Annotated in this window: 12 protein-coding genes and 1 other RNA gene; 8 read left to right on the forward strand and 5 right to left on the reverse strand. The window is 37.8% G+C overall.

Features of this window, described 5'->3' with window-relative positions; all coding sequences use genetic code 11:
* Positions 1 to 10 precede the first annotated feature (10 nt).
* The 7 genes from V7121_RS13790 (at position 11) to V7121_RS13825 (ending at position 7,150) form a co-directional block, all read left to right on the forward strand.
* Positions 11 to 1,267, forward strand: a complete 1,257-nt coding sequence (locus V7121_RS13790; protein ID WP_335499768.1) for a ribonuclease H-like domain-containing protein — start codon at positions 11 to 13, stop codon at positions 1,265 to 1,267.
* A gap of 519 nt (positions 1,268 to 1,786) precedes the next feature.
* Complete coding sequence (locus V7121_RS13800; protein WP_335546839.1) at positions 1,787 to 2,221, forward strand: CotD family spore coat protein; 435 nt, start codon at positions 1,787 to 1,789, stop codon at positions 2,219 to 2,221.
* A 127-nt stretch (positions 2,222 to 2,348) separates the two neighbouring features.
* Positions 2,349 to 2,906, forward strand: a complete 558-nt coding sequence (locus V7121_RS13805; protein ID WP_335499845.1) for a DUF1273 domain-containing protein — start codon at positions 2,349 to 2,351, stop codon at positions 2,904 to 2,906.
* A 143-nt stretch (positions 2,907 to 3,049) separates the two neighbouring features.
* A complete protein-coding gene (gene gpsB / locus V7121_RS13810) occupies positions 3,050 to 3,352 on the forward strand; it encodes a cell division regulator GpsB (protein WP_335500439.1) in 303 nt (100 codons plus the stop codon).
* A gap of 79 nt (positions 3,353 to 3,431) precedes the next feature.
* Positions 3,432 to 3,837: RNase P RNA component class B (rnpB, locus tag V7121_RS13815), an RNA gene on the forward strand.
* Between the two features lie 178 nt (positions 3,838 to 4,015).
* Positions 4,016 to 5,158 (forward strand): THUMP domain-containing class I SAM-dependent RNA methyltransferase, encoded by a 1,143-nt coding sequence (locus V7121_RS13820; RefSeq protein ID WP_335546841.1) that lies wholly within the window; start codon positions 4,016 to 4,018, stop codon positions 5,156 to 5,158.
* 69 nt (positions 5,159 to 5,227) lie between these two features.
* Positions 5,228 to 7,150: an ATP-dependent DNA helicase gene (locus tag V7121_RS13825; protein ID WP_335546843.1), complete on the forward strand. Its 1,923-nt coding sequence runs from the start codon at positions 5,228 to 5,230 to the stop codon at positions 7,148 to 7,150.
* A 58-nt stretch (positions 7,151 to 7,208) separates the two neighbouring features.
* On the opposite strand, the gene V7121_RS13830 is transcribed toward V7121_RS13825, so the two are convergent.
* The 5 genes from V7121_RS13830 to V7121_RS13850 are packed head-to-tail and all read right to left on the reverse strand — an operon-like array spanning position 7,209 to position 9,975.
* Positions 7,209 to 7,508 (reverse strand): metal-sulfur cluster assembly factor, encoded by a 300-nt coding sequence (locus tag V7121_RS13830; protein WP_335500435.1) that lies wholly within the window; start codon positions 7,506 to 7,508, stop codon positions 7,209 to 7,211.
* Between the two features lie 13 nt (positions 7,509 to 7,521).
* Entirely contained in the window at positions 7,522 to 8,766 is a 1,245-nt protein-coding gene (locus V7121_RS13835; RefSeq protein ID WP_335546845.1) for a hypothetical protein, read from the reverse strand.
* Positions 8,767 to 8,781: 15 nt separating this feature from the next.
* The gene (locus V7121_RS13840) at positions 8,782 to 8,988 is read right to left on the reverse strand and encodes a DUF2249 domain-containing protein (RefSeq protein ID WP_335500431.1); all 207 of its coding nucleotides are present in this window, start codon (positions 8,986 to 8,988) and stop codon (positions 8,782 to 8,784) included.
* A gap of 17 nt (positions 8,989 to 9,005) precedes the next feature.
* Positions 9,006 to 9,239: a DUF2249 domain-containing protein gene (locus tag V7121_RS13845; protein WP_335500429.1), complete on the reverse strand. Its 234-nt coding sequence runs from the start codon at positions 9,237 to 9,239 to the stop codon at positions 9,006 to 9,008.
* A gap of 43 nt (positions 9,240 to 9,282) precedes the next feature.
* Entirely contained in the window at positions 9,283 to 9,975 is a 693-nt protein-coding gene (locus V7121_RS13850) for a Crp/Fnr family transcriptional regulator (RefSeq protein ID WP_335500427.1), read from the reverse strand.
* A gap of 223 nt (positions 9,976 to 10,198) precedes the next feature.
* Here V7121_RS13850 and V7121_RS13855 point away from each other — a divergent pair, with 223 nt between their 5' ends.
* A complete protein-coding gene (locus V7121_RS13855; RefSeq protein WP_335546847.1) occupies positions 10,199 to 12,562 on the forward strand; it encodes a nitric-oxide reductase large subunit in 2,364 nt (787 codons plus the stop codon).

Consider the following 12,562-nt stretch of genomic DNA (forward strand, 5'->3'; position numbering starts at 1 on the left):
AGAGTTGGCGATGTCGTTAAAAAATAAATTAAATCGTTTAAAACCACATCTTTCTGTTGGGGGACAACCTGAAAAAGTTATTACGTCTCCACAAGCTGCTGACCTTGAGATTCCCTTCAATGATATATGGAAGCAAGCGAGTGTGTTTCCTTATTTTTTAGACGAAAACTACTGTTTAATAAGAGAAATACACTATCCTCTCTCACAACAACATGGTCATTACTGTTTTCGGGATTTTCTAACAGCGGTTGAACTTTGGAACAACCAGCCTATAAATCATCCGTTATCTGCCGAAGGTCATCATCCAGAAGAACTGTTCTTTTTTGATACCGAAACAACCGGACTTGGCGGAGGGGCAGGAAACACCATTTTCCTGCTTGGCTACGCAAGTATTTCTGGGGATACACTCATTTTAAGACAACATATTTTGCCAAATCCAGGCGCTGAAGTCCCTTTATATCATAGCTTTCTGAGGAAGGTAAATTATAAAACCCTAGTTACCTATAATGGGAAATCCTTTGATTGGCCACAGGTTAAAACAAGGCATACCTTGGTTCGGGATCATGTCCCAAACTTGCCGCAGTTTGGCCATTTTGATTTATTTCATGCCGCTCGAAGGCTTTGGAAGCATAAACTAGACCGGCTGAAGCTGGCGGTAGTTGAAAAAGAGGTTCTTGGGGTGGAAAGGGTGGATGATATTCCCGGCTTTTTGGCGCCGATGATTTATTTTGATTTCATTGAGAGCAAGCAGCCGAATGGCATGCTGGGGATTTTAAAACACAATGAAATCGATATTTTATCCCTCGTTACTTTATACACACATATTACTTTTCAACTATATGGAATAGATATTAATCAAACAAGGGCCGAATCTTATGAGGTAGGGCGCTGGTTTTCATCCTTAGGTCAAGAAAATCAAGCTGAGAAAGTATTGACCAAACTTATAAATGGCAATGATATGCCTTCATATCAAGCCAAATTTTCGTTGGCATTACAACGTAAAAAAGAATGTGACTGGGAAAATGCACAAAAATTATTTTCAGACGTTGCCCACTCTGGTGATATTAGGTTGATGTTAGAAGCCTGCGTAGAACTTGCAAAAATACATGAACATAGGTTAAAAGATTATCGACTTGCCATTGATTACTGTCAAAAAGCGTTAATGATCCTATCAGAACATGAAAAAACACCAAAAATTTCTGGCCAATGTTCCATAGAGCATCTTAATTTTAGACTTAAACGGTTAGAGCGAAAAAAGGCTAAATAGCTGCCCGGACGATTGTTCTTTTTGCCGATAGGAAAGTATAACTTTCCTATCGGGCATAAGAGAAAAAACGCCACTGTCTTCGCCAGTCGGCGAGTTTTTTAATAAAGTTCGATTTTTTGTCATAAATTCATAGTAAATTTATTTAAAAAACCAGTATTTCCATATTGTTTATCATAGTTGAAAGTTGTAAAATTTGAAATTGGATTGAGAAAAAACGACTTAAAAATACTTGGAGCTGGTAATATGTATAAAGCAATTTTATTCTTATTTTTTATTGTTGTATGTTTGACTGCAGTTATTTTTACAAGTTTAAAAGATAGCTTTTATTCTTTTCTATAAAATAAACATATGACAAGCCTAGAACTGTTTTTGTTCATTGCTGGTGATATTTAATCATAGTTAAATAGAAATTATTGAAATGACTGTCTACTTATGAAAAATAGGTGTTTTCATTAGTACAAGAGTATACCCTTCATCATAGGCTGTAATGTAAACAAATTATTGAAGGGAGATTATTATATGTATCTTGGAACTAATTTTATGCCGCCTGTTATTCATCCGACTCAACAAATTGTGAACCATACGTTTTCAACAACCGTGGTTCCCCATATTCACCCTGTCCACACAACTACGGTGAATCATCATTTGTATCAACATAAACATTATTGCCCGCAAACTGCTTCTTGCGCTGAAGAGGTATGCAATCAGCAGATAAACTGCTGTAATCCTTGTGCACCTGCAATGCCAGCACCATTGCCAGCACAAATGCCAGCAGCAAATTCTCTACCTAACGCTATGCCGGGAGGTCCAGGGTTTGGCCCAGGAGGACCAGGATTTGGTCCAGGATTTGGTCCAGGAATGGGCGGCCCAGGAGGTCCAGGTTTCGGTCCAGGAATGGCTGGCCCAGGAGGCCCAGGTTTTGCACCGGGTCCATTCATGGGGCCAAGACGCTAATAGGGATGGCAATTACAGGGGCTTTCCAGCCCTTGTTTTTTTAATTATTTATACTTCATAATATGCTGTACTTGTCCAAATGTTTGTCCATTTTTAAAAATTTTCTTTATTGAGGAGAACATTTTTGATGAAAGTTCTAGCCGTATCAGGTTACAAACCTTTCGAATTAGGAATATTTAAGAATGATCATCCATCCGTCTTTTTTATTAAGGCTGCCATAAAGAAATCATTACTTCCATTCGTAGAATCAGGTTTAGAGTGGGTCCTGATAAGCGGTCAGTTAGGTGTGGAACTGTGGGCTGCTGAGGTTGTGTTTGAAATGCAAGTAGAATATCCTGATTTAAAACTCGCGGTGATTACCCCTTTCTTAGACCAGCAAGCATCCTGGAAGGAAAATAACCAAGAATGGTATGAATCTGTCCTTGCACAAGCAGATTTTGTTGATTCGGTTACGAAAAAGGGATATGAAAAACCATGGCAATTTCGGTTAAAGAATCAATTTTTTATAGAAAAAAGCGAAGGCCTTCTTCTTCTTTACGACAATGAAAAGGAAGGGAGCCCTAAATACCTCTATGGGATGGCTTTAGATTACCAGAAAAAACAGGCATACCCAATTGAACTAATCACCTTTTATGATATACAAATGATTGTTGAAGAAGAACAATTGAAACGAACTGATTTTTAAATTTTGGTCATTATTAATATGGTTATTCCATATATTGAATTGATTTACTAGTCATAATACTTACAATACAAATGAAAATTGACAAAACTACATATTTTTGAAAAAATAATAAGTAGTGATTGGCGAATACTGAGGTGAATAGAATGCTGTCAGATAAAGTGAAATTAACTGCTAAGGATATTTTAGAAAAAGAGTTTAAAACGGGAGTACGAGGGTATAAGCAAGAAGATGTTGATAAGTTCTTAGATCTAATCATTAAAGATTATGGAACATTCCATCAGGAAGTGGAAGAACTGCAACAGGAAAACTTACGACTTCGAAAGCAGCTTGAAGATACAACCAAAAGACAACCAACAGCACAACCTGCTGGTACGACAAATTTTGATATTTTGAAGCGATTATCTAATCTTGAAAAACACGTTTTTGGAAACAAGCTCTACGATTAACAAAAAATAGGGAAATTCCCTGTTAATAACCATTGAAATACCAGCGTGAAATACATATAATAAAATGTATTCATTAATAACGTTCGGGTAATCGCTGTAAGATGCAATAGCAATCTTGCAGAGGAAAGTCCATGCTCGCACGAGCTGAGATGCTCGTAGTGTTCGTGCCTAGCCAATTCATAAGCTAGGGCAGCTGGGACTAGCATCCAGTTGACGGCCGGGAAAATACCTAAGTCCCTTTAGGATATGGTGTGAATACCTATAAAAGTGCCACAGTGACGGAGCCTTTCCAGAAATGGAAAGGGTGGAACGGGTAAACCCCACGAGCGAGAAACCCAAATAATGGTAGGGGCACTTTCTCTGAGGAATTGAACGAGGAGAAGGACAGGTTCAAAATTTGAACCTGTAGATAGATGATTACCACCTAAGTACGAGACACACCCGTGTCGTTTGTAGTACACTGGTACAGAACATGGCTTACAGAACGTTATTGATGGGAATGTATGCTGGGAATAAACGGCTCTCCTAATAAGGAGAGCTTTTTATTGTTATTAATAAGCAAATTGCATTCAATAACTAGTTTTTGTCCATAATGAAAGCGAATGAAGATTATCATAACGAACAAAAAAATACATACAAATGAAAAGAATTAAGGGTGAAAATATGGGAAATTATCAAATAATAGCTACCGCGGCAATGGGGCTTGAGGCATTAGTTGCCAAAGAAGTTCGTGCATTAGGCTACGACTGTGAAGTTGAAAATGGAAAGGTCATCTATACTGGGGATGAAATGACAATCGCCCGCAGCAATTTATGGCTGCGAACAGCGGACAGAATTAAGATTAAAGTCGGAGAATTTAAGGCGTTTACTTTTGACGAATTATTCGAAAAAACCAAGGCACTCCCATGGGAAAAATTCTTACCAGAAGACGCTGAATTTCCTGTTGTTGGTAAATCGGTAAAATCAAAGCTATTTAGTGTCTCTGATTGCCAGGCAATCGTTAAGAAAGCGGTTGTGGAACGAATGAAACAACACTATAAACGAAATACCTGGTTTGAGGAAAACGGTGCATATTTTCGTATCGAAGTAGCCCTATTAAAAGATGTTGCAACATTAACAATTGACACAAGTGGTCAAGGGCTGCATAAACGCGGCTATCGCATCGACCAGGGTGAGGCACCACTTAAGGAAACTCTGGCAGCGGCTCTCGTTTTGCTTACTAATTGGAAAGCAGACCGTCCATTTATGGACCCCTTCTGCGGATCAGGGACGATTCCGATAGAAGCAGCCATGATTGGCCAAAATATTGCTCCAGGCTTTAATCGGGAATTTGTTTCTGAGCATTGGAATTGGATTCCAACAAAGGTTTGGGAAGACGCTAGAAATGAAGCAGAGGATTTGGCTAATTATGATCAGCCCTTAGATATTTTAGGGACTGATATCGATCACAGAATGGTGAAAATCGCCCAAGAAAATGCTTTTGAAGCGGGATTCGGAGACCTCATTCGGTTTAAGCAAATGCAAGTTAGCGATATTTCAACAAATAAGCAATACGGTGTTATTGTCGGAAACCCGCCCTATGGGGAAAGACTCGGGGAGAAAAAAGCAGTCGAACAGATGTATAAAGAAATGGGTCAGGCTTTTAATGCTCTTGATACATGGTCAATCTATATCTTAACTTCTAATGAGCAGTTCGAACAATTTTATGGAAGGCCCGCTACAAAAAAGCGAAAGCTCTTTAACGGCTTTATTCGAACGGATCTCTATCAATATTGGGGAAAGAAGCCTCCTCGTCTAAATGAGTAACTTGGAAACACGTAAATCAAATGCAATACTTTTTGTTGAATCATATAAACGTTTTATGGGGAGGGTAACATGCAAAAACGCATGCCATTTGAGATTGCCAAGACAGAATCCTTTTATGATAAATTAGGTGAATGGATTGGTGATTTGTTTTATGATATTTTGCCAGAAGCAGGCTTCGAATTAAGAGATGAACAAATCTATATGGCGTTTCAACTTGAAAATGCCTATAAAGATAAAAAGGTAATGTTTGCAGAAGCGGGCGTTGGAACGGGAAAAACTATTGTATATTTGCTTTATGCGATTTTATATGCACGTTATACCAATCGACCTGCTATTATTGCTTGTGCAGATGAGACATTAATAGAGCAGCTGGTGAAGAAAGAGGGAGATATCGCAAAGCTGGAGAGGGTTCTTGGATTAGATATCGATGTCCGATTAGCAAAATCTCGAGATCAATACCTGTGTTTGAAAAAACTAGATCAAACGAAGAACAATGATTTTTCTGATGAGATTTCAAGCATTTATGAAAACCTACCCGATTTTGTTCATTCTGTTGGCTCGATGCAAACCTTTGAAAGATATGGTGACAGAAGGGATTATCCTACATTGTCGGATGAAAAATGGAATGAAGTAAGCTGGGATGCCGTTCAGGATTGCTTTTCATGCGAAAAGCGTCATCGCTGTGGGCTAACACTACACCGTGAATTTTACCGGCATTCTGAGGATTTAATTATCTGTTCTCATGACTTTTATATGGAGCATATTTGGACAAAGGAATCAAGAAAGCGTGAAGGGCAGTTGCCGCTATTACCTGAGCATTCTTCGGTTGTCTTTGATGAAGGACATCTGCTTGAATATGCTGCACAGAAAGCATTAAGCTATCGTTTTACAGATTACACCCTAGAAACACTACTTACAAGGTTAATGGAAAATGAAGTACGTGAAAAGACGCTTTATAAGATTGAAGAGGCTTTATTAGATAATGAAGCGTTTTTCAATGGAATTTCACAATTCTCGGAACGAACACAAGGATCAGAAAAACAAATGATTACTAAGCATCCATTAGTCTTGAAGACCTGTAGGAAGTTATTGTCCACACTTCAATTCTTAGAGGAAGAATTAGTATTCGAAAGTGAATTATATGTTATAAATGAATATGATTTGAAAATTGTTGAGGAGTACCTTGAACAAATCACTTATTCTTTATCTCTTTTTCTTCAAGAATTAAATGGGATTACTTGGTTTGAAGAAAAAGGTGGAGAACGAACACTAGTAATAATGCCGAAAATGGTTGAAGAAGTTATGAGGGAAGAAGTATTTACTCAGAAGAAGCCATTTATTTTCTCCTCTGCTACGCTTTCTAATCAAAATTCATTTGATTACATTGCAGGGAGCCTTGGTGTTGATGACTACCTCTCTTTCTCAGTATCATCTCCATTTGATTATGATGATAAGATGGACCTTTACTTGCCTGCATTTAAGCAGGAGGATATTGAAGGGAAAATTGCTTATATTTTAAAGGAAATTCGTAAATCTGAGGGACGGGCACTGATTCTTCTCAACAATAAAGATGAGTTAGCAATGCTGAAGAAAAACCTTTCTGGAGAAATACCATACCCTATTTATTTTGAAGGGGACGAGGAAATAAGCACACTTGTTTCTAAGTTTCAGAATGAAGAGCATGCGATTCTTTGTTCTATTCATTTGTGGGAAGGTCTGGATATACCCGGAAGATCACTTGAAAATGTCCTGATTTATTCACTTCCTTTTCCACCTAATGATCCTGTCTTTACTGCGAAAAAAGCTGGAGTAGTCGACCCATTTACTGAAGTCGAACTGCCATATATGCTCCTTCGTTTACGTCAAGGCGTTGGTCGCTTAATCCGAAGTGAACAGGACCAGGGGACGGTTCATATACTGCTGGATGAAGAACTTGACTCTAAAGTATTAATAGACATTAAAGAAGTTTTGCCAACCCAGGCAAAGGCTTGAGATATGAAAGAATGAAAAAAGCGGAAGCCCAATATTAAAGGTGCTTCCGCTTTTTATTTTACCTTCCTAACAATCTGAGTCCTTCAGGGGTCATTTTTTCAGGTGACCACGCTGGTTCCCAAACGAGATTTACATCCACTTTTCTAGTTTCCTCAATACCTTCTACACTGTAGCGAACTCCGCTTGTGATGCTATCATGAAGGGGGCAGCCAGGGGTTGTCAAGGTCATTGTTATTGTCACATCTGCTTCTTCTGTGATGTCAATATTATAGATTAAGCCAAGGTCCACAACATTAATATTAAGTTCTGGATCATACACACTTTTTAATGCGGTTACGATTTTTTCTTTAAGATTCATCATAAACACCTCACTATTTTTTTAAAACTCTAAGGATACTAATGGCAATGATAATAAATGCAATCGAAAGGATAGACTGGCCGATATTAAATAAGAACGTGATATGGAAAGTTAAAGCAAAAAACACAGCCAGTATCGCACCAATAAATAAAGTAAACAATGAAGGAACGATTTTTTCATTCATCATCTCTTTTAAGGTAGGAACCTTTGTTTTTCCAATTTCCTTACTATATTTAAATGTCCACCAGAGAAATGGGACAATCTTATACAAATAACTTACGATACTTAAGACAATCCAAAGTAACAAATAAGCGTAAACAAGTGGTCCGGCAAGAGTTGCAAAATGATTAGACCAAAGCAAGATAAAAGCTACAAAGTGAATCACATTCGCTAATCCAATTGAAACTATAGCGAACGTAAATGGTTTATCAAGTGTTTTCTTCAATCTTTTTTTGATAATAATGCTGATATGCCAGCTGAATATCGAAAAACCAAGTAAGAGTAAAAAGAAACCTATTTTCAACAGCAGACTGTTATTTGAAAAAAAGGAAATGAGCGATACGATTAAACCAGCGACATAAAACGTAAGTACATATTTTGCATGGACCATTGGAAAACCATGAGATAAAGAAAACATCGGAACCATCTTATAAGAGAAGCCGAAAATTAATAGTGTAAACCATCCCGTGAGCCCCATTAGTAAATGGGCTTTAAAGTTGGATTGATAATACTCCCCAGCAAACCCGGTTTTTAGACTGTAAATCAAGGTAATCCCTAAGAGGATTGTAATTAATAAACAGATTAATGCCGAACCAACAAAAGCAGTTAGAATAGTTGGTTTTGCTTGTTTTTTAAGCGTCATAAACATTTGAAATAAAAACATTAAGATACCAAGCAGTGTAAGTATCCCAGGAATCACAGCCTGTTGGGGTGACCAATATAACATTCCAGAAAAGGAAGTGATTCCAACTGCTGTAACAAAGAATTGAATAAAACCAAATTTTTCATTCCATATATTTGTTAGGAATGCAACGGGTACAAGCTGATACATTGCTCCCATAGCAGCCATTAAAGCCCAGCCGAGCACTAATAGATGGGCAGAAGACCAGATCACTGGGATTCTAAAACTCCCTGTTGCCATTAGCTGCCCATTTACTAACAGAAGGACTTGCGAAAGCACCAAGGCAATTAAACTAAACAAAATAAATGAAAATGGAAGTTTAATATTTGTTTCACTTCCCATGTTTTGAGGAAGCATGATTATTCACCCTTTTTATCGGAAGATTTCAATTTTAAAACTTCCGTCATTTTGTTGTTCTGTTTTTTGTTTGTAACCCAAATCCTCAAGCTGTTCATATAGAAACATTGGTCTTCGATCATTTATGATAGTTAATGTCTCGTTTTCCCCCAAGGTTTCCAAGGCTGCTAAGGTTCGCATCATTGGTTGTGGCGGCTCTAAACCACGATTATCTAAGATCATAAACTGTCCCTTCTTCCTTAAGCTTTCTTTGTGAAAATTACTTTCCAATGCTTTTTATCAATTTCTTCTTCCTCGTGCGTGAACCCTTTTGCTTTCAATACCCCAAAAAGTGGAACAGGTTTGAAAGGGGCATGAAGGATAAAAATATCATCACCGTTTAACTCCTTTATTGCCTCCATAATCTTTTGAAAGGGCTCGATTTTATTTTTTAAATCCTCGCGTACATCCAGTTCAATAATTCTTTGTTCCATAATAGTAACAACTCCTCTTTTATTAAAATCCTAAGCAAACATATTAATAGAACAATTCTTGTTGAAGCGCTTCTTTGTCAATGATGTAAAAACCAGCTTCATCTTGGACAACAAAGTTTTTCTTTTTCACTTGATTAATCGTCCGACTGACGGTTTCTCGAGAGGTGCCAATCATATTGGCTAATTCACGATTAGTAAACTGGGTGGTGAGCCGATAAAGTCCGTCCACCAGTTCTCCGTTAGACTTACATAACCTGATCAGCAGTAAAATTATTTGCTCAAATGTATTATGAAGAACTTGAGCTTCTAATCTACCTTGCAAATCCACTATTTTTTCTCCTAAAACTTTAAAAAGCTTAATACAAAGTTCAGGATAAGAGATTAGGATCTCTTCGAATTTATCAATGGGAATAATAATGAGATTTGCATCCTCCATTACTTCAGCATGAGCAGGGAAGTTACCCTTTCTGAAAAATCCTGCATGAGGAAACATTTCCCCTGGTTCAAGAACGGAAATTAATTGTTCTTTACCTGACAGGTCCGTTTTGCATATCTTAATTTTTCCACTATGAATAAAAAAAACTCGGTCCAGTTGATCTCCTTGCATAAAAACATACATCTTATGTTTATAAAAGCGGGTTTGAGCAATTTTCACGATAGGCTCTAGCTCTTCTTCCGATAATTCTTTAAAGATAGGAACCACAGAAAGCCTTTTTATTATGTCCTCTTGCTTCATTAACATCACCTTCGTATTAATAATCCTGATTTAGTTATATTGTAGCAGTGATTTCACTGCAATTATGTGACCTCCATCATAGTTAATTAGCTTTTATGAAAATTATTCTCAGTGGAGTAGGGGTGTGGTAAATATCACAGGAGAATCATGAGATGCTTCACTTTGTGACGAGCCTGTGAACGATACAATACGGGAGGATTGAAACACGAAAGGATGAATAGATATGGAAATTCAACGGGGGACATCACCGAAAAAAGTGGTGAAGACAAATAAAAATACAATGCTTAAATCAATTTTAGTAATCACCATTTTACTCAGCTTTACGGTATTACTAGTGGGTGGCTTTTGGATTTTTAAAGAGCAAGCACCTAGACCTGTAAAGGTTACTAATGAGAAGGGTGAAGTATTATTTACAAAAGATACGATTATGGGTGGTCAGTCTGTCTTTCAAAAGTATGGTCTAATGGATTATGGCACCGTTCTAGGTCACGGTTCATATATGGGCCCCGATTATACAGCGGAAGCATTAAAGCTATATACAGAGGGAATGCAAGACTTTAAAGCAAATCAACAATACAATAAAGACTTTGTTTCTTTAAATGAAGATCAGAAATCAGTAATTAAAAATAAAGTAATCAAGGAAATGCGTAAAAACCGCTATGATAGCAAAAGCGATACAATGGAGTTAACCAGTGCACAAGAATTTGGTTTAGAAAGAGTAAAAGAGTATTATAAAGGGATTTTTACTAAAGGTGACGGCTGGGGATTAAAGGCAAACCTTATTAAAGAAGGGGATATGCCCAAAACAGATCGTGCTTACGTTGCAAGTGGTGACCAAATTACACAAATCTCTGATTTCTTTTTCTGGACGGCTTGGCTTTCTAGTACCGTTCGTGAAGGAGATAAAATCACTTATACGAATAACTGGCCATATTATGAAGATGCCGGCAACCATTTATCATTCTCAGCTATTTGGTGGAGTGGTGCCAGCATAACGTTATTCGTATTAATGGTTGGTGTTATCCTGTTTGTTTTCTATCGCTATAATTTTGGGATGCAGGAAGCGTATAAAGAAGGTAATTTCCCACGAATCGACTTACGTAAAATGCCTGTGACGAGTTCTCAGGTGAAAACAGGAAAATACTTCGTCATCGTAGCAGCGTTATTCTTTGTACAGTGTATGTTTGGGGCCTTACTTGCCCACTATTATATCGAGCCCGATAGTTTCTTTGGAATGAAATGGATTCATGATATTCTTCCTTTTAATATTACAAAAGGTTACCATCTGCAGCTTGCAATTTTCTGGATTGCTACAGCATGGCTTGGAATGGGAATTTATGTAGCACCGCTTGTTGGAGGTTATGAACCTAAGAAACAAGGCTTATTAGTAGATATCTTATTCTGGGCACTGGTTGTCCTTGTTGCAGGAAGTATGGTGGGAGAATGGCTTGGTGCCAATGGCTATTTAGGCAACCAATGGTTCTTATTTGGACATACTGGCTGGGAATATATTGAACTTGGACGCGTTTGGCAACTAATCCTGATTGTCGGGATGCTCATCTGGCTGTTCATTGTATATCGAGGAATAAAGGCAGGGCTTAAGCGAGAAACAGACAAGGGTGGATTGATCCATCTCTTATTCTACGCCGCCATTGCTGTACCTGCATTTTATATCTTTGCATTGTTTATTAACCCAGGTACTAGCTTTACCTTCGCTGATTATTGGCGCTGGTGGATTATCCACTTATGGGTAGAAGGTATTTTTGAGGTATTCGCAGTTGTTGTTATTGGTTTCTTAATGGTTCAACTTGGTCTAGTTACAAAAAAATCAACAGTAAGACAACTTTACTTCCAATTAATCTTGCTCTTAGGAAGTGGTGTAATCGGAATTGGCCACCACTATTACTATAATGGTTCAGCAGAAGTCTGGCTGGCGCTTGGGGCAGTGTTCTCAGCAATGGAAGTTATTCCGTTAACCTTGTTAATCCTCGAGGCATATGAGCAATACAAGATGATGCGTCAAGGCGGGGTAAATTTCCCTTACAAAGGAACGTTCTGGTTCTTAATTTCTGTGGCCATTTGGAACTTAGTTGGTGCAGGTGTACTAGGTTTCTTAATTAACTTACCAGCTGTCAGCTATTTTGAACACGGACAATTCTTAACACCAGCTCATGGTCATGGATCAATGATGGGTGTATACGGTATGTTTGCAATTGCTGTCCTCTTATACACATTAAGAAATATTGTAAAACCAGAAGCATGGAACGACAAATGGCTAAAAATTAGTTGTATCTTGTTAAACGTCGGTCTTGCAGGAATGGTTTTCTTATCCTTGCTTCCTGTCGGCTTTATCCAAATTAAAGAAGCCTTCAATCATGGTTATGCCTCATCTCGTTCAGCAGCATTCTTACAAAAGGATCTTGTTGCAACATTATTAACTTGGCGCGCGGTACCTGACACCATTTTCCTTATTGGTGTAGTGGTATTATTGGTGTTCTGTATTAAAGCACTCTTTAACTTACGTAAACCAACCCATAAAGAGGGAGAATTACTTCCTGTTAAAGATCTGTCTATTGATGAAGAGTAA

Source organism: Neobacillus drentensis (assembly GCF_036962125.1).
Taxonomy (GTDB): Bacteria; Bacillota; Bacilli; order Bacillales; family Cytobacillaceae; genus Neobacillus; species Neobacillus drentensis_B.